The 21,075-nt window shown below is 60.2% G+C and carries 12 protein-coding genes; 7 read left to right on the plus strand and 5 right to left on the minus strand.

What is annotated here, in order from left to right:
* Nucleotides 1-105 precede the first annotated feature (105 nt).
* Nucleotides 106-3,063, minus strand: coding sequence for a ribonuclease E/G (locus F617_RS0112740; protein ID WP_019565507.1), 2,958 nt, complete (start codon nucleotides 3,061-3,063; stop codon nucleotides 106-108).
* A gap of 645 nt (nucleotides 3,064-3,708) precedes the next feature.
* Between F617_RS0112740 and F617_RS0112750 the strand changes: the two genes are divergently transcribed.
* The 4 genes from F617_RS0112750 (at nucleotide 3,709) to F617_RS0112765 (ending at nucleotide 9,525) form a co-directional block, all read left to right on the plus strand.
* Nucleotides 3,709-4,980 carry an N-acetylmuramoyl-L-alanine amidase gene (locus F617_RS0112750; RefSeq protein WP_026330820.1) on the plus strand — a complete coding sequence of 424 codons (1,272 nt, stop codon included), beginning with the start codon at nucleotides 3,709-3,711 and terminating at the stop codon, nucleotides 4,978-4,980.
* Between the two features lie 326 nt (nucleotides 4,981-5,306).
* Complete coding sequence (locus tag F617_RS0112755; protein WP_003512768.1) at nucleotides 5,307-7,751, plus strand: penicillin-binding protein 1A; 2,445 nt, start codon at nucleotides 5,307-5,309, stop codon at nucleotides 7,749-7,751.
* A 98-nt stretch (nucleotides 7,752-7,849) separates the two neighbouring features.
* Nucleotides 7,850-8,981, plus strand: a protein-coding gene (gene prfB / locus F617_RS0112760; RefSeq protein ID WP_097102382.1) for a peptide chain release factor 2 whose coding sequence is annotated in 2 segments (ribosomal slippage) — nucleotides 7,850-7,918 and nucleotides 7,920-8,981 — 1,131 coding nt in all. Because the reading frame shifts where the segments join, the coding sequence is not laid out codon by codon here.
* A 73-nt stretch (nucleotides 8,982-9,054) separates the two neighbouring features.
* Nucleotides 9,055-9,525 (plus strand): cysteine hydrolase family protein, encoded by a 471-nt coding sequence (locus tag F617_RS0112765; protein ID WP_013635994.1) that lies wholly within the window; start codon nucleotides 9,055-9,057, stop codon nucleotides 9,523-9,525.
* 80 nt (nucleotides 9,526-9,605) lie between these two features.
* Here F617_RS0112765 and F617_RS0112770 read toward each other — a convergent pair whose 3' ends face one another.
* Together F617_RS0112770 and F617_RS0112775 are read right to left on the minus strand one after the other, a co-directional pair.
* A complete protein-coding gene (locus tag F617_RS0112770; protein WP_026330822.1) occupies nucleotides 9,606-10,106 on the minus strand; it encodes a hypothetical protein in 501 nt (166 codons plus the stop codon).
* Between the two features lie 21 nt (nucleotides 10,107-10,127).
* Nucleotides 10,128-10,901, minus strand: coding sequence for an NAD kinase (locus F617_RS0112775; RefSeq protein ID WP_003512774.1), 774 nt, complete (start codon nucleotides 10,899-10,901; stop codon nucleotides 10,128-10,130).
* A 306-nt stretch (nucleotides 10,902-11,207) separates the two neighbouring features.
* Between F617_RS0112775 and F617_RS0112780 the strand changes: the two genes are divergently transcribed.
* On the plus strand, nucleotides 11,208-12,125 hold the full coding sequence (locus tag F617_RS0112780) for a PhzF family phenazine biosynthesis protein (protein WP_025593313.1): 918 nt from the start codon (nucleotides 11,208-11,210) through the stop codon (nucleotides 12,123-12,125).
* Nucleotides 12,126-12,229: 104 nt separating this feature from the next.
* Here F617_RS0112780 and F617_RS0112785 read toward each other — a convergent pair whose 3' ends face one another.
* Nucleotides 12,230-18,781, minus strand: a complete 6,552-nt coding sequence (locus tag F617_RS0112785; RefSeq protein WP_019565512.1) for an apolipoprotein A1/A4/E domain-containing protein — start codon at nucleotides 18,779-18,781, stop codon at nucleotides 12,230-12,232.
* Between the two features lie 479 nt (nucleotides 18,782-19,260).
* On the opposite strand from F617_RS0112785, the gene F617_RS0112790 reads away from it, so the two are divergent.
* Together F617_RS0112790 and F617_RS0112795 are read left to right on the plus strand one after the other, a co-directional pair.
* Nucleotides 19,261-19,629: an Hpt domain-containing protein gene (locus F617_RS0112790; protein ID WP_003512780.1), complete on the plus strand. Its 369-nt coding sequence runs from the start codon at nucleotides 19,261-19,263 to the stop codon at nucleotides 19,627-19,629.
* Between the two features lie 127 nt (nucleotides 19,630-19,756).
* Entirely contained in the window at nucleotides 19,757-20,077 is a 321-nt protein-coding gene (locus F617_RS0112795; protein WP_003512782.1) for a 2Fe-2S iron-sulfur cluster-binding protein, read from the plus strand.
* A gap of 308 nt (nucleotides 20,078-20,385) precedes the next feature.
* On the opposite strand, the gene F617_RS0112800 is transcribed toward F617_RS0112795, so the two are convergent.
* Nucleotides 20,386-21,012, minus strand: a complete 627-nt coding sequence (locus F617_RS0112800) for a DUF922 domain-containing Zn-dependent protease (RefSeq protein ID WP_019565513.1) — start codon at nucleotides 21,010-21,012, stop codon at nucleotides 20,386-20,388.
* Nucleotides 21,013-21,075: the final 63 nt, after the last annotated feature.

Raw genomic sequence — 21,075 nt, forward strand, 5'->3', positions numbered from 1 at the left:
GGCTGGATGCCGGATCGATTACGGCATGAGATAAACCTAACATCCGCCAACAAAGCAAAACGCCCGCAACATGGTTGCGGGCGTTTTTCGTTTCAGTGTCTTCTATCAAAAGAAGCCTTTGCGCTGCCACCAGCCGCCCTTGCGCGGCTTCGGCTCGTCGCCGTCAGGGTTGGCGGGCGTGCCCGACGAGGTCACGACCGGCTCCGAATTCGAGACATTGCTGCCCCGGTTCGCGCGAACCTTTTCTTCCGCCGCGGGTGCTACGGCTTCCGAACCCAGATCGGCCGAGGCTTCACCCACTTCGTCGAGGGCGACATCGACGACGGTTTCCACAACGACTGCGGGTTCGACGATTACCGGCTCGACCGTTTCAACGGTTTTGGCCGCGACTTCAGCCTGCGGTGCCGCTTCAGCCGGCGGTACGTCTTCGGTCTTGGCCTTCGCCTTTCGGGTGCGGCGCGGTTTCTTCGGGGCTTCCGCTTCCACAACGTCGGCAACCACACCTTCCACCACTTCGGCAGCGGTAGGCACTTCGGTTACGGATGCTGCGGCGGAAACCTCTTCGCCTTCGCCTTCCGTTTCGCCTTCTTCGCCGGACTCATTGCCTGCGGCATCGAGAGCCTCGTCTTCAGCACGGTTGCGACGGCCGCCACGCTTGCCACGACGGCGACGCTTGCGCTTGCCTTCTTCATCAGAGCTTGCAGCTTCGTTCACACCGTTTTCATCGGTGTCGTCTGCGGCTTCATCGGTTTCGACGCCATCTTCGTCGTCCGCATCATCAGCGCCGGTGTCATCGCCAGCCTGCGCATCAACTGCACCGTTCTGGTCGTTCTGTCCGCCCTTGCCACGACGGCGACGACGACGCTTGCGCTTGCGCTTGCCGTCTTCACCATTGTCGCCCTGCTGCTGTTGCTGGCGCGGCTCGCTGGCCTGCGCCTTGACGATTTCTTCCTCTTCTTCGTCCTCTTCCACCTCAGCAACGAAATCGTCTTCCTCTTCCACGAAGCTCGGGAGCATCTGGATAAGGCTTTCGATCTTCACCGGATTTTCAACCGCTTCACCACGATCGATGGCGAAATGCTGCGCGCCGACGCCGGCATCGGCCGCAATGATGATCGCCACACCGAAGCGGCCTTCATAATCGACAATCGTGCCGCGCTTGTGGTTGAGCAGATAGAGAGCCGTTTCCGGCGTGCAGCGCACGGTGATGTTGTGAGTCGTGTTGCGCAGCAGATATTCCTCAACGCCGCGCAGCACGTGCAGTGCGATGGAGGATTCCGAGCGAACGTGACCCGTGCCGCCGCAATGCTGGCAGACCTGCGTGGTCGATTCCAGCACCGAAGCGCGGATGCGCTGGCGCGACATTTCCAGAAGGCCGAAATGCGAGATACGGCCGACCTGGATGCGCGCCCGGTCGTTTTTCAGGCAGTCCTTGAGCTTCTTCTCGACGGAGCGGTTGTTGCGCTTTTCTTCCATGTCGATGAAGTCGATGACAACAAGACCGGCAAGGTCGCGAAGACGCAGCTGGCGAGCCACTTCTTCCGCCGCTTCCAGATTGGTCGTCAGCGCCGTTTCTTCGATGGAATGCTCGCGGGTCGAACGACCGGAGTTCACGTCGATGGCAACCAGAGCTTCCGTCTGGTTGATGATGAGGTAACCGCCCGATTTCAGCGTAACCTGCGGCTGCAGCATGCGGTCGAGCTGGGCTTCGATGCCCGAGCGCGAGAAGATCGGGTGGATGTCGCGGTAAGGCTGAACCACCTTGGCGTGGCTCGGCATAAGCATCTTCATGAAGTCTTTTGCTTCACGGTAGCCTTCTTCGCCCGAAACGATGATCTCGCTGATATCCTTGTTGTAGAGATCGCGGATCGAACGCTTGATGAGCGAGCCTTCCTCGTAAACGAGGCAGGGGGCCGTGGAGTTCAATGTCAGCGTGCGGACGTTTTCCCACAGGCGCATCAGATATTCGAAGTCGCGCTTGATCTCGACGCGGGTGCGGTTGGCGCCTGCAGTACGCAGAATGACGCCCATGCCCTGCGGAACTTCCAGATCGCGCGCGATTTCCTTCAGGCGCTTGCGGTCGGTCGGCTGGGTGATCTTGCGGGAAATGCCACCGCCGCGTGCGGTATTCGGCATCAGCACGGAATAACGGCCAGCAAGCGACAGATAGGTGGTGAGTGCGGCACCCTTGTTGCCGCGTTCTTCCTTGGCAACCTGCACGAGAAGGATCTGGCGGCGCTTGATGACTTCCTGAATGCGGTACTGCTTGCGCGGCTTGCGGGCAACGCGATCGGGAACCTCTTCCATGGCGTCTTCGGCGCCGACGGATTCGATCACTTCCTTTTCGTGATGATCGTCATCGTCGTCGTCGTCATCATCGTCATTGCCACGGCGAAGACCCTCGACTTCCTCGGAAATCGTATCTGTATCGACCATGGCAGCCATTTCGCCGCCCGTGCTGCCGTCTTCTTCGGAAGAGGCCTCAGCAGTAGTGTCGGAAACGGCTTCTTCTTCCGCGACCTTCTTCTTGGCGCGGGGGCGGCGGGTACGCTTCTTCGGTGCTTCTTCCGCAACGGCCTCGACGGCCACAGCAGTCACGTCTTCGGATACCTCTTCGGCAGCGGCAGCGGCAACGGTTTCGTCCACGACCACGGCGTCAGTCGTCTCGCTGACGGCAACGATGCCGACATCCGGCTGCTCCGCCTGCGACAGATCGACAGCCGGTGCGCCGGGCTCAGGGGCGTCAGCCGATTCGAAGTCGTCGCTGCGGCGATGATCCTCGGCTTCCGCCTTGAGGAGTGCCTGACGGTCGGCGAGCGGGATCTGGTAATAGTCAGGGTGGATTTCCGCAAAAGCGAGAAACCCGTGGCGATTTCCACCGTAATCGACGAATGCCGCCTGAAGGGAGGGCTCAACCCTCGTGACCTTGGCAAGGTAGATATTGCCGCGAATCTGTTTCTTGTGCTCCGATTCGAAGTCGAATTCCTCGATCCGGTTCCCACGGACAACGACTACGCGTGTCTCCTCTTCGTGGGAGGCGTCGATAAGCATTTTGTCTGCCATGTAAGCTGTGCTCCTCGGCGCAGCCTTGTTTTATACGAGAACAGGCCCGCCACACGGACGAGCCTTTCATATGAGTGCAAGGATGTGCCGGAAATGAAGTCTCCAGCCGGGCCTCTGTAAACAGGCAGCATCCGGACCGACGGCGAGGCGCTTGGCCTGCTCCTGGTATCCGGTTCATATGAAAACTGCTGCGACATCATTGGCCAGGCGGAACGACAATAATATATAGACCCCTTGGGGTCCGATGAATTTGCTCTCCTCAGAGCAGCGGTGGCATTGCCACCGGGTAGGTCTCCGGCCACGGCCGGAATTGATCCAGTTTCAGGATAAATGTAACGACGGCAGATGATTGCCCGTTTTGCAGCGCCAGCGTCTTTTTCGATTGGCAGCCGGCGGGCATCTATCCCGTCAACACTTTTAACCCTCATCCTTGTTGTATGTTTTCTCTGTCATAATAGCAATAGGCTGGCTAAATATGCCATATTGTTGGTGGAATTTCCGGGTTAACAATTGGTTCACCAACGCCTGCGATTGTGGGGCGCAAACGCACAAACACGTGTCCGGCGTGGCCGAAATTACGACGTTCCCGGCACTTTGCCGCACCATTTATGAAAAATGACTGAAATACGGAATTTCTTGAAGACCATGAATTTCACGCGCAGCGCAGCGATATTCGATGGGGCAGGGCCGCTTGGCGCGCGAATCGCGCGGCTTGCGGGTGCCCTTGTTTTGCCGGTTGTCTTTTCGGTCGCCGCATTCGTCTCCTGCGTTCCACAGGCCTTGGCCGTGGAGCCGCTCATCGCCAATCAGGCACGCATCATAGGCGACGAGGCGCGCACGCGCATCGTTCTCGATTTTGCCGAGGAGCCGGAATTCGACATTCACTATCTCGATTCGCCCGCCCGCATCGTCGTGGACTTTCCGGCGGTGAATTTTGCGTTCCCCGCATCGGCTCTGGCGCCAACCGGCCTTTTCTCGGACATTCGCTTCGGTAGCATGGGGCAAGACAGCGCCCGCATCGTGCTGACGGCAAAAAAGCCGGTTCAGGTGGCGGTTGCTGAAACCAAGAAGGGCGAGGACGGCACATCGTTCCGTTTCGTCCTGGATGCGGAGATCACCACCAAGGCCAAATTCGCCGAACTGGTGAAAGAGCAGCAATGGCGCGCGCCGGCGCCGGTCTCGACAGCGGCGATCACGCCTGACGACAACACATCGCGGCAAACGGATTTCGTCATCGCTGTTGATGCCGGTCATGGCGGCATCGATGCCGGCGCTTCCGGTGGCGTAACCGGCACGGAGGAAAAGGTCATCACGCTGACCTTTGCCAAGGAACTTGTGGAGCGGATGAACCGGGAGCCCGGCATCAAGGCGTTCCTGACGCGTGATTCCGACACGTTTCTCGCTCTGTCCGAACGGGTCACGATCGCCCGGCAGAACAATGCCAACCTGTTCATTTCATTGCACGCCGATACACTGAAGCAGAAGGGCATCCGGGGCGCGACCGTCTATACATTGTCAGACCGCGCCTCAGACCGCAGGGCGCAGGAGCTGGCCGAGCGCGAAAACAAGTCCGACCAGATTGCCGGTGTGGCAGCCTCCAGCGAGCCGCCTGAGGTGGCCGATATCCTTCTCGATTTCACCCGGCGCGAAACGCAGGCCTTTTCGGTGACGCTGGCAGAAAATATCGTATCGTCCTTCGAGGGACAGGTCGGCCTCATCAACAATCCGCATCGTTATGCCGGTTTCATGGTGCTGCGCGCCCATGACGTGCCATCGGTGTTGCTGGAACTCGGCTTTCTCTCCAATCCGGAAGATGAAAAACTCCTTCTTGATGCGGAATGGCGCAAGAAGGTCGCCGATACGCTTGCAACTGCGGTCGGACGATACCGCACCAAGGCCATGGCGAACGGCGGCTGAAGGGCCGGGCGGGCGGGCGGCGCCCCCGTTGTCGCCGTGCCCCTTGCTGCCGAAAAGCTGTTCAATTCTTGGGCCTTGCGGACGATTACGTTGGCGAAGCCCTATTTTACTCACATTCGCCGCGTTATTGCGGAAGCGGATTCTGTGGTGATCCGCCATTGCGGCTGGAACCGCAATTGCGGCAGTCGGCCCGGTAACATATCAGCGAATGCTGTCGTTCCGGCTTGTCATCGAAGGTATGGTGTGCAAAACGGCACGCGATATGCAAGGATGCGCCCGTATCATCGGGCGTTGATGGTTACGATTCGAATTATCGGTAGCTTGGTATGATCAGACTGATTGGATATTTTTTCGGCTTGGCCAGCGTGCTCTTTCTGTGCGCCGCCGCCGCCGGTGCAATTTATTTGCACGGCGTGACGAAGGACCTGCCGGATTACGCAGTTCTGAGCACTTATGAGCCGCCGGTGACAACCCGCGTGCACGCCGGCAACGGCGCGCTCATGGCGGAATACGCCCATGAAAAACGCCTGTTCCTGCCGATCCAGGCTATCCCGGACCGGGTGAAGGCAGCCTTCCTTTCGGCGGAAGACAAGAATTTCTACAACCATCCGGGTGTGGACATCTGGGGTCTCGGCCGTGCCGTTCTCGTCAACCTCCAGAATATCGGCTCCGGCCGTCGTCCGGTCGGCGCGTCCACAATCACCCAGCAGGTGGCAAAGAACTTCCTGCTCACCAACGACCAGACCTTCGACCGCAAGCTCAAGGAAGCGCTTCTGTCCTTCCGCATCGAGCAGACCTATTCCAAGGACAAGATCCTCGAGCTTTATCTCAACGAGATCTTTTTCGGCCTGAATTCTTACGGTATCGCCGGTGCGGCACTCACCTATTTCAACAAATCGGTCACCGAACTGACGATCGCGGAAACCGCCTATCTCGCGTCGCTGCCGAAGGGCCCGGCCAACTACCATCCGATCCGCCGCGAGAAGGCGGCGCTGGAACGCCGCAACTGGGTGATCGACCGTATGGCCGAGAACGGCTACATCACGGTCGGCGATGCCGAGGATGCAAAGAAGCAGCCGCTTGGCGTCAATCTGCGCCGTGGCGGCGCGCATATCTTCGCGTCTGACTATTTCGCCGAGGAAGTCCGCCGCCAGATCGTCGAGAAATACGGCGAGCAGGCGCTTCTTGAAGGCGGCCTTTCGGTTCGCACCTCTTTCGATCCGCAGATCCAGATGGAGGCGCGCAAGGCGCTTCAGGACGGTCTGGTGCAATATGACGAGCGTCGCGGTTTCCGTGGACCCGTCGAAAAGATCGAGACAACCGGTGACTGGACTGCGGCGCTCGCCAAGGTAAAGGGCCTTCGCGACGTTCCCGAATGGAAGATCGCAGTTGTCCTCGCCGTTGCTGCCGATGGTATCGATATTGGCGTGCAGGTCGACCCCGATGCCGAGGATGGCGACAAGCGCACACGCGGCCATATCTCCGCTGAAAACATGCGTTGGGCCTATCGCGATGCCACAGGCAAAAAGCCGACGGCTAAGTCGCCGGTTGGCGTTCTGGCTGTTGGTGACGTCGTTTACGCACAGCCGCTGTCCGGTTCCGGCAACGAATATCGTCTGCGCCAGCCCCCGAAGGTGCAGGGCGGCATGATGGTGATGGATCCGCACACTGGCCGCGTTCTGGCCATGGTCGGCGGCTTCTCCTACGCGCAGTCGGAATTCAACCGTGCCACGCAGGCGATGCGCCAGCCCGGCTCCTCCTTCAAGCCGTTCATCTATGCGGCTGCACTCGACAACGGCTATACCCCGGCCTCGGTCATTCTAGACGCGCCAATCGAGGTTGTTTCGGGCGGCCAGGTCTGGAAGCCGCAGAATTACGGCGGGGGTTCCGCCGGTCCTTCGACCCTGCGTCTCGGTATCGAAAAATCCCGTAACCTCATGACAGTGCGTCTGGCGCAGGACATGGGCATGAATCTGGTCGCTGAATATGCCGAACGCTTCGGCATCTACGACAAGATGCCGCCGCTTCTCGCAATGTCGCTCGGTTCGGGCGAAACAACCATCATGCGCATGGTCTCGGCCTATTCTGTGATCGCCAATGGCGGCAAGCAGATCAAGCCGACGCTGATCGACCGCATCCAGGACCGTTACGGCAAGACGATCTTCCGGCATGAGGAGCGTGCCTGCGAGGGCTGCAACGCCACCAGCTGGCAAAATCAGGATGAGCCGGTCATCGTTGATAACCGCGAGCAGGTTCTCGACCCGATGACCGCTTACCAGACGACCTCCATGCTTGAAGGTGTCGTGCAGCGCGGCACGGCGGCGGGCAAGATCAAGGTCGATCTGCCGGTTGCTGGCAAGACGGGCACCACCAACGATGAAAAGGACGCCTGGTTCGTCGGTTACACGCCGGACATGGTTGCCGGTCTTTATATCGGCTTCGATTCGCCCGCACCGCTTGGGCGCGGCGGCACCGGTGGTTCGCTGTCGGCACCGATCTTCGGCGAGTTCATCGCCGATGCGGCCAAGCACCTGGAACCGAGCAAGTTCATCGTGCCTGAAGGCATGAAGTTCATCGCCGTCAACCGCAAGACCGGCATGGCCGCTTCGGAAGGCGAACCTGATACGATCATGGAAGCCTTCAAGCCGGGCACCGGCCCGGCCGATACCTTCTCGGTGATCGGCGCGGAAGGCATGTCGCAGGAGGATATTCTGAAGACCTCGCCACAGGCCCAGCAGGCCATCACCGGCGGTGGCGGCGGTCTTTATTGATACCAGTCTTATGTTTGGCGGGGGGCGCGGGTCTTTACATCCGCGCCCCCCGCATTTATTTGAGCTACCAGTTTAAATGAAGGCGAAGAACCAGCGAAATGCGCAATGAAATTGTGAACGTAGTCGACGAAATCAAGCAGGCCATAAGCCTGCTGAGGAGGCATCTTTGACTGGGACCAGGCGATAAGACGACTGGACTGGTTGAATAACAAGGCAGAGGACCCGACCCTCTGGAACGATGCCACCGAAGCGCAGAAATTGATGCGCGAGCGCCAGCAGCTGGATGACAGCATCAATGGCGTGAAGGCGCTTGAGCAGCAGCTCAAGGACAATGTCGAGCTGATCGAACTCGGCGAGATGGAAGGCGACGACGAGATCGTCAAGGACGCCGAAGATGCGCTGAAGGCGCTGAGGAGCGAGGCGAACCGCCGTCAGGTGGAAGCCATGCTTTCCGGTGAAGCTGATAGCAACGATACATATCTCGAAGTTCATTCCGGCGCTGGCGGTACGGAAAGCCAGGACTGGGCCAACATGCTGCTGCGCATGTATACCCGCTGGGCCGACCGCGAAGGCTTCAAGGTTGAAGTGCTGGAAGTTCATGACGGCGAAGAGGCCGGCATCAAGTCCGCGACGATCCTCGTCAAGGGCCACAATGCCTTCGGCTGGCTGAAGACGGAATCGGGCGTACACCGCCTCGTCCGCATCTCGCCCTATGACAGCAATGCGCGTCGCCACACATCGTTCTCCTCCGTTTGGGTTTACCCAGTGGTCGATGATTCGATCCAGATCGACATCAACGAGAGCGATTGCCGCATCGATACCTATCGTTCGTCCGGTGCAGGCGGCCAGCACGTCAACACCACCGATTCGGCCGTGCGTATTACCCACATACCGACCGGTATTGCCGTGGCCTGCCAGCAGGAGCGTTCCCAGCACAAGAACCGCGCCAAGGCGTGGGACATGCTGCGCGCCCGCCTTTACGAGGTGGAACTGCAAAAGCGGGAAGATGCGGCAAACGCTCAGGCCGCATCCAAGACGGATATCGGCTGGGGCCATCAGATCCGTTCCTACGTTCTGCAGCCCTACCAGTTGATCAAGGACCTGCGCACCGGCGTGGAAAGCACCGCACCCGGCAACGTGCTGGATGGCGATCTGAACCAGTTCATGGAAGCGGCCCTCGCGCACCGCATCAGCGGTGGCGCAGACGTGGAAGTGGCTGATATCGACTGACGCGCCACAGCGTCGCTTGAAAAAATCACCCCTCGCAAACCCATTGCGAGGGGTTTTTCGTTGGAGGAGATGCATGAAACAGGCGCTTTACATCGTCGACGTTCAGCCGAGCTTCAATCCGCCGGCTGCGCTTGTGGCGGAAATATCCGCCCTGGCCGCCACCATGCCAAGCGTTGCCAGCGTCGAGCGCCATGATGAAAGCGTCACGCCTTTCGAGCGGCAACTCGGCTGGAAGCCGGGCAGGGACGACTGCTCGCTGGTTGCGGCGGACTGGATTTTCATAAAGCATGGCTACGCTCCGCCAAGGGCGGCTATCGACCACCTCCTGTCTCTAAAGCTCGACAGGGTGCTGGTCTGCGGCATTCAGGCCGATACCTGCGTGCTGGCTGCGGGTTTTGCCCTGTTCGATGCGGGGCTTCATCCCACGCTTCTGCCATGGCTGACGGTGGGCTCCAGCCTCGATCGCAGCGGCGAACTCGGCGCAAGACTATGGAAACATCATTTCGGTGCGGTTCTGGCCGGGCCGCATGAGCTTAACGCGTAGAGAATATCCAGTAAAACTGCGTATAATCCACGAGGTAGAGAACCTCCAACGATTCCGTTCAAACCGACGTTCTCTCGCCCTCAGTTCGAGGCCTTTTCGATCTTCATCTCGCCGAGTTCGTCGATCAGGATCGTCCAGCTTTCCGCTTCCCTGATCTGCGGATCGGTTTTCAGATAGACGGTCACAAACAGGCCGGGCGAGGCCGATGCACCGTTTGAGCTTTCGGGGCGAATATCCGTGACGTAGGACTTCATCTGGCTGAACTCTTCCAGCTCGATGTTTTCGAGAAGGTTCGGTCCGTTTGCGCTAGTGGCGATGCGCTGCAGATAGACTTTAGCGGTGCCATCGCCCTGGCGGATTGCAACCACCTTGTAATAACCGCGCGAGGGTGTCGCTGGCGGCGGCCGCAACTGGCCGTCAGGACCTTTCACCGGCTCAAGATTATGCTCTTCCCACATGCCGCTGCTGACAACGAAGATCGCCGATACCGGCAAGTTGTCGATGGCCTCCGTTTGCGCCCGCACGGGAAGCGCTGTGGCGGCGAAAATCAGGGCGGCAAGAAGAGGTTTTTTCAGGGGCATGGCCATCATCAGTGGTTGGCGTCAATTGTTGAATTGTTCGGCGAGAACGCGGTCTGACCATGAACGGTCCGGGTCCGAGAGAATTCTGGCCGTCCTGTCCTGCGATTGCGCAATCCGCACATGCCGTACGGATTTCACCTCCGTATGGTCGGCGACCGCGTTCACCGGACGCTTGTCGCGCTCCAGAACGTGAATATCGACCGTCACCTTGTTGGGCAAAAGTGCGCCGCGCCAACGCCTTGGCCGGAAGGCGCTGACGGGTGTGAGCGCCAGAAGCGGTGATTCCAACGGCAGGATCGGTCCATGGGCTGAGAAGTTATAAGCTGTCGATCCTGCCGGTGTCGCAACCATCATGCCGTCGCAAATCAACTCTTCAAGCCGCGTCTTGCCGTCCACCTCGACACGTAGCTTGGCGGCCTGATGCGATTGCCGGAACAGGCTGACCTCGTTCATGGCAAGTGCCGTAAATTCATCGCCGTCGGAATCCGTCGTCGTCATGCGCAGCGGATGAAAATCATTGCCGGTCGCCACCGCAATACGCTCGACCAGGCCGTCTACCCGGTAGTCGTTCATCAGAAAGCCGACCGATCCCCGGTTCATGCCATAGACCCGCTTGCCGGAATTCATCGTTTCGTTGAGAATTTGCAGCATGAAGCCATCGCCGCCGAGCGCCACGATCACTTCCGCCTCGTCGAAGGGCGTGTTGCCGTAAGCGCCTTTCAGCTCCTCCAGCGCCCTCTGCGCCTCCTCGGTTGCGGAGGCGACGAAGGATAGTGAACAGTTAGAATGCGACATTCGCTTCCCTCGGCAACAACGCATACCGGAATCGATATGCGGACGATGCTGTAACCTGTTGAAGCAGCTCACAATCTCCAAACGTCGATAAAACGGTCGATCGCAAGCCACAAGACGCATCCTTGGTACATGAAGACGGCAGCAGGCGACAAGGCCTTTCCGGCGGACAGGCGTTCACAGCAAGCGGGTTTGCCCGCGTGCGGTCCACAGCTTCTTGGTTTCCGGCCTTCGACAAGGGTTGCGATGCGGCGCGACGTGAGGCAACTTGCGCGAAACAAGCGGAACGGCGAGTGGCAGGAGACGGGCGTGGTGCTGAATTACAATATCTACGATGTCTTTACCGAGACCAAAATGGCGGGAAATCCGCTGGCAGTCATGTATGACGCGGATGGCCTCGACCAAGTGACGATGCAGGCGATAGCCAGAGAAATGAACCTCTCCGAGACCGTTTTCGTCAACCGCTCGGGCAACCCGGCCCACGCGGCTTCGCTGCGTATCTTCACGCCTTCGGGCGAGTTGCCTTTCGCTGGCCACCCGACTGTTGGCGCAGCGATCGCTATTGCCGAGCGCAATCGCAATGAAGGTGACGACGATATCGATATGGTCTGTGTGCTGGAGGAAAAGGTGGGTCCGGTCCGCTGTGCGGTGAAAATGCGCGCCGGTGCGGTCAGCTTCGCCGAATTCGACCTGCCGCGCAAATCGTCCCGCGTCACCCTGCCGCTCGATCATGCCGCACTTGCCGATGCGCTGGGCGTGAGCGAAGGCCATCTCGGCTTTGAGAACCACGTACCGTCGATCTGGACGGCCGGTGTGCCGTTCCTGCTCGTGCCGCTGCACAATATTGCCGCTATCAGCGAAATGGATTTCGACGCCAATCTCTGGCTGCGCACCGCACCGCTGGTGGAGGGGCGCCTTACGGCGGCCTATATCTACTGTCGCGGCGGCGTCAATCACGCGGCAAAGTTCCATGCCCGCATGTTTTCCCCGGAAATGGGGATTTCGGAAGACCCCGCCACCGGTTCCGCCGCCGCCGCCCTTTCCGGTGCAATCCATCATTTCGACGGCCTGACAGACGGTCACTATCCGCTCTTGATAGAGCAGGGCGTGGAGATGGAACGTCCTTCCCACATCCATCTGCGCATGGACATCAAGGACAACGAAATCGCCCGCGCCCGCATCGGTGGCCACGCGGTCCGTGTAGCATCGGGTACGTTCGAGATCTGATTTCAACGTGAGCGACTGAACTACAGTCAAAAAGCTACCTGCCGACCAAAAAGAAAAACCCCGGCCATGACCGGGGTTTTATTGTTTCTGGTCTTAACCAGAGATCAGTTGAACCGACCCGCCGCATGGGCAAGCATCGTGTAGACCTTGCCGGTATCGGAGGTGAGGTAGGACTGGGTGACTGTCCGGTCACGGTCCGTGCGGGCGACATCAGCGAGCAGCTTTTCGAAATCGGTGATGTAGCGGTCCACGGCGGTGCGGAATTCGGCCTCCCGCTCGTATTTGCGCTTGATCTCGTCAAACGTCGTCTGGCCCTTCAGCGTATAGAGGCGACGGGTGAAGACGTCACGTTCGCCGCGCTGGTACCGGCGCCACAGTTCCACCGAGGCATCGTGGTCGATCGCGCGGGCGATGTCGACGGACAGCGAGTTCAGCGATTCCACCATGTGACGCGGATTGCGGGTATCGGCAGCACGGGTCGGCTGCTGATCGCCGCTTGCGCGGGGTGCGGAAGCGGCGGCCGATTCCTGCGAGGCGCCGCGCAGAAGATCGCTGATCCAGCCACCGCCTTCTTCGCGGCGTGCGGCAGGAGCCGCAGTTGCCTGGGACGGGGCAGGCGCCTGACGGTTTTCGACCTGGCGGTTCTCAAGCGGCAGGGTGCCACGCAAGGCGGGTGCGGCTGCCGGCTGCGGCTGAGCCGGGCGTGGTGGCTGTGCCGGCGTGGCTGCTGCCGGCTGCGGACGCGCTTCGACACGGCGTTCAGCGGCAGGCTGGGTCGCGGCAATGGCGCGGGCGACGGGTTCGGAAACTTCCATCTGTTGGGTCGAGCGACCGACAAGCTGGGAAATATCCTGCAGGGCCTTGATCTGCTCGGAAACGGCGCGGCGCATCGCTGCGGCGCTTTCCTTGGCCTCTTCCGGCAGGTCGAACGCGCCACGCTTCAGTTCGGCACGGGTCGCATCCAGCTCGCGGCGGATATCGTGGCTGGAGCGGCGGATTTCGTCCGTCGCGCCGGCAAAACGGCTGACAGCTTCCTCAACTGCCTGACGCAGCGTTTCCTTGAGGTTGGCGGCGGCGGCATTGGATTTTTCCGAGGCACTGCCGAGCAAGTTGTCGACTTCCGAAAGCGAGGATTCGACACCGCCACGCAGGCGGTTGACCAGCTCGTCGGAATATTTCTGCGCGTCGGAAAGCGTGCTCTCGATCGAACGGCTGGCATCCTGACCAGCGGCGAGGAGGGCACCCCGCATGGTCTGTGCTGCCGAGCGGGCGCGCTGTTCCGTCTCGTCGAGCGAACGGCCGATATCGGAGAAGGATGCCTGCAGATTGTCACGCAGGTTGCCGGCGACGTTCTGCGAACGCTCCTCGGCCTCGTTGAGCGTGGTTTCCACCACGCTGACGACGCCGCGCATGGCGGTTTCGATTTCCTCGGAACGCTTGACTAGTCCGACAGACAGGCTGCGAAGTGCATCCTGACGCTCTTCCAGCGTACCGACAAGGCTCGACTGCGCGGCATTGAGCAGTTCGGACGCCTGGCTGAGAACCTTCGAATGTTCCTCGAAACGTCCGACGATGCCGGCAACCTGCGCCAGTGTCTGGCCGGAAATATTCGACAGACGATCGATCTTTCCTTCCAGCAGACGGCTGGAGCTGGACACCATGTCGGCGGCCTGCGAGGCGGATTCGGAGAAGCGGGTGGCCGATGCGTTCAACGCTTCGTCGGCCGTGCCGAATTCCTGCGCGGCGCGCTCAACCGCAGAGTTGAAGTTGTTTGCCGACTTTTCGACGATTTCGGCCATGCTGTTATGGGTCTGCGACAGCATATCCGTGCTCTGGCGCGTGGCGGCGACAAGCTTGTTTGCCACATCGCTGCCCGTGCGGGTGTATTTGTCGATACCTTCTTCGACGGCGTCGGCCATGGCCGTATGCGTCTGCGACAGCATGTCCGTGCTCTGGCGGGTTGCCGCGACAAGCTTGCTTGCTGCCTCGCTTCCGGCGTTGGCATAATCGCTGATCGCCTGTTCCACCATGCCGACCATGCCGCTGTTGCTCTGCGACAGAAGTTCGGCGCTCTGCTGGGCGGCGGAGACGATCTTTTCGGCGGCTTCGCGACCGATGGTGGCGTATTCGTCGACGACAGGCTTTGCCTTCTCTTCGATCAGGCGCGACAGTTCAGCAGAACGGCTGGCCAGCATCGAGTTGAGTTCGCGAGTGCGGTTGTCCAGCGCCGAGCGGATGGATTCGCCGCGCGCATCGAGAGCGGATTCGACACCGGTCAGGGTCTCGGAAATGACGCCCACCTGCGAGCGCACGACCGCTTCGGCCTCGGCAACCTTGTTGACGATGATGTTGCCCGCCTCGGAGAAGGTCTGGGCGACGGCTGCCGCCTGGCCGGACAGGCGTGTCTGTGCATCCGAGATGCGATTGACGATCTCGCCGGAGCGTTCTTCGATCGCCTTGGTGAAGGCGTCGTTCTGCGCCTGCACCTGTTCGGCGAATTCCGAGCCGGTTTTCGCAAGCAGGGCAGTGGAACGAACGGCTTCTTCGTCGATGCTCTGGGTGGCGGAAATGACCGCCCCACGCAGGCCGACCGCGAGTTCGCTCGCCTTGCCTTCGATGGTGCGGTTGACGTTTTCGAGGCCGATCGTCAGCGCGCGGTCCATGGTGCCGAGGCGTTCATCGATGCGGGCCGAACCGGCATCGAAGGTTTCCGCCAGACGGCTGGTGCGGCTTTCGAACGTGTCGGCAACCCGTATCGTCTGCTCGTCCAGAATGCCGGTGATACGTTGAGCAGCATCGTCGCTGGTGCGGGCGAAGGCGGCTGTCTTGTCTTCCAGCGCGTCGGCAAAGCGACGTCCGGCATCCTCGATCGACGTGTTGACGTTGCCGAGATCGCTCGACACACGCTCCTGCAGCGCTCCGAGCGAAGTCTCGATGCGGGTGCCGGTCTCGTCGAGCCTGCCCGTGACGCTTCCGATCGAGGTTTCGATCCGCGAGGAGAGAGCATCGGTCGCACCGCCGATTTCGCGGGCGGCCTCACCGATCTTGACGGCAATATCGCCGGCGCTGTTGCGAAGACGCTGTTCCAGCGTGGCTGCACTGCCGTCTATGGCCTTCTGCAACGTCTCCTGCTGGGTTTCGAGCGAGAGTTCGAGCATGCTGGCGCTGGATGCAACGGTGGTGCCGATCATCATCGCCTGCTCGGAGAGCATGTCGCCCATCTGGGTCGTGGCTGAGCTCAACGTCGCGGCGATATCCGCCTGGCGCTGCTCGAGCGCGGTACGGATGTCTTCATGCGATTGCGACAGGTTGTTTTCGAGGCGGGAGACGCCTTCTTCCACCGTCTGCGCAAAACGGCTGCTGCCGTCTTCCACGACGCTTTCGATGCGGTTCGCCGCGCCGGAGACGCTCTGCTCGATCAGGCCGCTATTGCGCTCAAGCGAGCCGGCAATGCGTTCGGCCTGCGAACCGAGCATGGTCTCCAGCCGCTCGTGGCCGCTGGCAAGTGCGTTTTCAAGCGTGAAAGCCGTCGATTCCAGTCGCTGGCCGACGCCTGCGGCCGCGAGCGACAGTGATGCGGTTCTGGCATCCATCGCCTCGGAGATACGCTCCTGAACGCCGGAAATCGTCATGTCGAGCGCCATGGTGCGGCTGTCGAGAGCGTCCGCGATGCGTTCTTCCGCACTGGAGACAATGCCGGAAAGGGCGGCAGTGCGGCTGTCCAGGGCATCGGCAATACGATCTTCGACCCCGGAAACCGCCGAGTGAAGCGCAGCGGTGCGTCCGTCGAGGATGTCGGCGATCTTTTCCTCGACACCGGAGAAGCTCAGGTCGAGCGCCATGGTGCGGCTGTCGAGCACGTCCGTGATCCGCTCTTCCGCGCCGGATACAACATTTTTGAGCGAAGCCGTGCGGCTGTCGAGTGCGCTGGCAATGCGGGTCTCGGCACCGGCCACCAATTCGCCAAGAACGGCGGTGCGGGTATCGAGCGCTTCGGTAATTTTTTCCTCGGCGCCGGAAAACGCCATGTCAAATGCCATGGTGCGGCTGTCGAGTGCATCTGCAATGCGTTCTTCAACGCCGGAGACGACGGCGTTAAGCGCTGCCGTGCGGCCATCAAGCGTTTCTGCGATACGGGTCTCAGCACCGGCCACCAATTCGCCAAGCACGGCGGTGCGGGTATCGAGTGCTTCGGTAATTTTTTCCTCGGCGCCGGAAAACGCCATGTCGAGTGCCATGGTGCGGCTGTCGAGTGCATCCGCGATGCGTTCTTCAGCCCCCGAAACGACGGCGTTTAGTGCTGCCGTGCGACCATCAAGCGTTTCCGCGATACGGCTCTCGGCACCGGCAACCACGTCGCCGAAGGTAGACGTGCGGCTGTCGAGTGCGCCCGCAATCCTCTCTTCGGCACTTGCCACAATGCCGGACAGAGCGGAGGTACGGTTGTCGAGCGTTTCCGACAGCCTTTCCTCGACGTTGGCGAAGGTCATGTCGAGCGAAAGCGTGCGGCTGTCCATCGTGTCGGCGATGCGTTCCTCGACGCCGGAAATGGCGCTGGAAAGAGCGGCCGTGCGGCCATCCAGCGTCTCGGCAATACGGTTTTCCGCACCGGATACGACGTCGTGCAGGGCAGCCGTGCGGCTTTCCAGCGTATCGGAAATGCGGTCCTCGATGCCGGAAACGGCGCCGGTGATGGCGGCGGCGCGGGTTTCGAGCGTTTCCGAAAGACGGCGCTCGACATCGGCAACGACGCTGTTGATTGCTGCTGCACGCTCCTCAAGCATCGCGGCTAGACGTTCCGCCGTGCCGGAGACCGAGCCGGTAATGGCCAGCGAACGGCTGGCAAGCGCCTCGTCGAAACGGTCCTGGCTTGCCGAAAGCGCGCCAAACAGGGCATTGCTGCGCTCCGCCAGCACGCCGTCGATCTTCTGGTGCGAATTGGCGAAGGCATCGGTGATTTCAGCGGTGCGCTGGCCGATTGCGTCGCTGAACGCGCGGGTACGGGTCTCAAGCGCGCTTTCGAGCATTTCCTGGCCGGTGCCCAGTGCGGTTGCAAGAGCAAGCGACTGGTCGGTCATGGTGTTGCCGATGCGCTCAAGTCCGCTGGTCAGCATGGTGTCGAGGGCTTCGGAGCCGCCGGCAACGGTTTCGTTGATCCGGGCGAGGCTCTCCATCAGCTTGCTGTCGAGGCTGCCGGCGCGCTGGTCGAAGGCACTGGCGAAATCCGCCACATGTTCGTCGAAGGCGGAGTTGACCTGGCCGACCGTCGCCTGCAGGCGTTCTTCATAGAGGCCGGAGCGAAGATCGAGATCCATGATCGCGTCATCAGCCGTGCTTTGCAGGCTCTGGCGGAAGGACAGGCCTTTTTCTTCAAGCGTCGTGGACAGCTTGTCGAGCACGTTATCCAGCGAGCCGCCGATGATCTGCTGGCCGCGATCGATATTGCGGTTGAGTTCGAGTGTGCGGGTGGAAAGGGTCTCGTTGAGCTGGCGGGTGCGTTCCTCGAGTGCGCTGTTGAGGCTTTCCGCGCCGCTGTCAAGCGTCGAGGCGTGGATCGCGAAGCGCTCCAGCAGCACTTCGCCGCGCTCGTCCAGCGTCGAGGTGAGGTTGTGCAGACGCATGTCGAATTCGCTCGACAGCGTTGCGCCCGAGGAATTCAGTGCCTGCAGCAGGTTTTCGGTCTTGGCGGCAATCAGGCTGCCCATCGCCTCGGTCGAGGCGCGCGATTTTTCGAGCAGCGCGGCCGAGCGTGTGTCGATCATCGAGGCGAAGGCCTCACCGGTGGTGGAAAGCCGCATCGAAAGCTCTTCGCCGACGATGGAAAGCTCTTCCTTGATCTGTTCCTGCGCGCCGACAATGGAGGAGCGGATGCGCTCCGCATGGTTGACGATGGCGTCACGCTCGGCGCTCAGTTCCTGCACGAGGCTGCGCACGCGCAGTTCATTGTCTGCATAGCTGCGCTCAAGCGCGTTGACTTCAGAATGGACGAGCGTTTCGAGTTCCGTCGCGCGGGCAATGGTGCGCTCGATGCCGTCGTTCATGGCCGAGACTTCTCGGCGAACCGCCTGGCCGACGGACATGATCCGGTCGGAGGCGACAGTTTCGGGTTCGGCAAGACGAAGGGCGACTTCTGCCATCGATCGGGCAGCGTTGCGCAGATCGCGGGCACGCGCCATCATGATCGCGAAGGCGAAGAACAGCATGATCGGAACGACGATGCCGACGACGATCGCCATCAGCCCAGGTATTGCGGCGAGATCGGCAACCGAGCCGATGTTCCAGAGTGCACTGCCGTAGATAAGATGCGCGATGCCGAGGCCGCCGAGCGCCCAGATCACCGACATGATCGTCGCGTTTCTGAGCGCGCCGCCGATGGAGCCGCCTTCGAGCGATTTCAGGATCATGGCCGGGCTGCGCTTGGAGCCGTCGTTGGCAGCTTCCAGATTGGGGGATCTGGGCGCCTGGTCGGCAGGCGCGCGCGCGGCCTCGGGAGCAGGGGTCTGTCTGCTTGCTTCCTTCAATCTGGCCTCCGGCTGCTTTGGCGCTGTCGTCTTCCGCGATTCCGGCTTGTCTTCGAAAGCACCAAGCTGCAGGGCGTCTTCCAACGCCTGAAATGCAGTCTCGTCGACAGAGTCGCTGATCTTGTTATTCGCCATGCGGTTACGCCTCGTTACACATACGCCCGGCTTCATGCCGTTTGACCATCTGCGACCCGCAAATGGACTGCCGCCATCATGCCAGCGGAACATTATCCCGTTAAAGAGAACAATTCCGCCATTACCAATCCCGAATTGCTGGTGGTCCAGCTTTCGGGCGAAATTACATCACTGTGCCGGAATAACAAAGCTTGAGCATAAGCCTCGTCGGAACGGCAGTACCGTAGTGACACATTTAGGTGTTCGAAACAATTAATGCGGGTTTGCCGCAGCAGCGAAGTGTCGGCTTTTTAACAGTTTTTAAACCTGAGTTTCACGCTGAACGCCTTGTTTCGCATAAGTTTAACATAAATTAACCATAGCAGAAGATTTTCGCCCGCGTCACGCCGTAATTTAAGCTGATAGCACCGGCTTCAATGCGTAAATACGACACAGATGTGACACGAAACAGGAAACGGCGAGACAAAGGAATTTCAGATATGGCAGCCGTCAGTATTGCTTTCGAAGCTCCGGATAATTTTGGTGGTGCGCCGGCCGCCGCGACAAGACCAATCGATTTCGAACATCTCGCCCGCCAGACGATGGGCGACAAGGAACTTGAAATCGAGGTGCTGCAACTCTTCAGCCGTAACGCCCGTGCTGCCCTGCATGAAATGGCCGGCGCTGACGACAAGACCGTCAAGGCAACTGCCCATCGTCTGAAGGGGGCCGCGCAGGCGGTTGGTGCCTCCACCGTTTCCACGGCGGCGGCGGCAGTGGAGGACAAGGGCAACGATAGCGCTGCTGTAGCCAGACTTGCGGCAGCGATTGTCGAAGCGGAAAATTTCATCCTCAAGCTCTGCCGTTAAGGCGAATCCAGTCTGTTTTACAGGGCCGGTTGCGCTTGGCGCCTGCGAGAAGCGGGTTGCCAAGGCGAACCGGCCTTTCTATGTGTTTGTTTAGAACAGTTCTTAGACACCATTTTGGATCTCCGGCATGACAAAACTGACCATTGTTGCCTTTGACGGCACGCCCCATGAACTCGACGTAAGCAACGGTTCCACCGTCATGGAGAATGCCGTGCGCAACTCCATACCCGGCATCGATGCGGAATGCGGCGGCGCCTGTGCCTGTGCGACCTGTCATGTCTATGTGGATGACGCATGGGCGGAACGCGTCGGCGGACCCGAGCCGATGGAAGAGGACATGCTGGACTTCGCCTTCGAAGTGCGCCCGACCTCGCGTCTTTCCTGTCAGATCAAGATGAAGGACGAGCTTGACGGCCTTGTCGTTCACGTTCCCGAACGTCAGGGCTGACGGCAAGCCGAATTATACGCCACAGAAAAAGCCCCGCTCACCTGTTAGCGGGGAGCGGGGCGAGGCGGGTACGCAGCATGCAAGCGAGGGAGGAAACACCTGCGAGCCTCAAGTGCGCACCGGGAGAACCGGAGGTGGTTTCGAACGCCAGACCCCTGCGGATCACCACCGTTAAAAACCATGTGAACAAGCTACAATGAGTCTTGTCGACCGCACCATGACGAGAAGTCACGGGTGATATCGAACATGACGTAACGTCATGTTAGCGTTGCGTTTCGCGTCCAGGGGAGTATGGGCGGAAAGGCGGCTCAGCGCCGGTTCTGGCCCTGTTCGATCCGGTTCTTCAAAAGCCGGGTCATGCGCGCGTCGAAGTTTTTCGATTCCACGATATCGAACCGCAACTGATCCTTGTCGTGCTCGTCCATCACGGTCTGGGTTATCTTGCCGACCATTGCCTGCAGCGTTTCACAGTCTTTTTGCGGACGAAGCCCCGTCAGTTGCCTTTCGAGCGAGCGGGCATGGCTGCGGGCGATTTCCGCGTGCCGTTCCTCGTGGCGCTTGATATCTGCAAGCAACGTATCCCAGATGAAGGCCAGTTCCGCCGTGGTGCGACGGCGGTTTTTCCATTGCGGCAGGAGAATACGGGTGTTCAGCAACACCTTGGTGCTTCCAACGCTGCACATGCCGTTTTTCTCGACATAGGTGAGTTCGCCGCCGAATTTGATCTCGGTGGCACCGGGATGGCGTGCGCCGGTGTTGCGCGTCAGCGGGCCATGCTTGGAAAGCTGCTTGTCGAGGTCAGCGGCGGTTTTACCGCTGATCGAAAAATAGGAATAGGTCTTGCTGACGATGGTTTCGGAAAAGGCCGATCCGGGCATGGAAAAGGCTAATGCGCCAGCGAAAACGGCGCAAAGAGCACGTGAAGAAATGGTCATAACCCGGCCTTCCGGTTGAACTTGAAAAACGTTTGCTGCATAGGCGGAGTGGAACTTATAAGA

The sequence above is a fragment of the Agrobacterium sp. 10MFCol1.1 genome (genome assembly GCF_000381165.1).
Lineage (GTDB): Bacteria > Pseudomonadota > Alphaproteobacteria > Rhizobiales > Rhizobiaceae > Agrobacterium > Agrobacterium tumefaciens.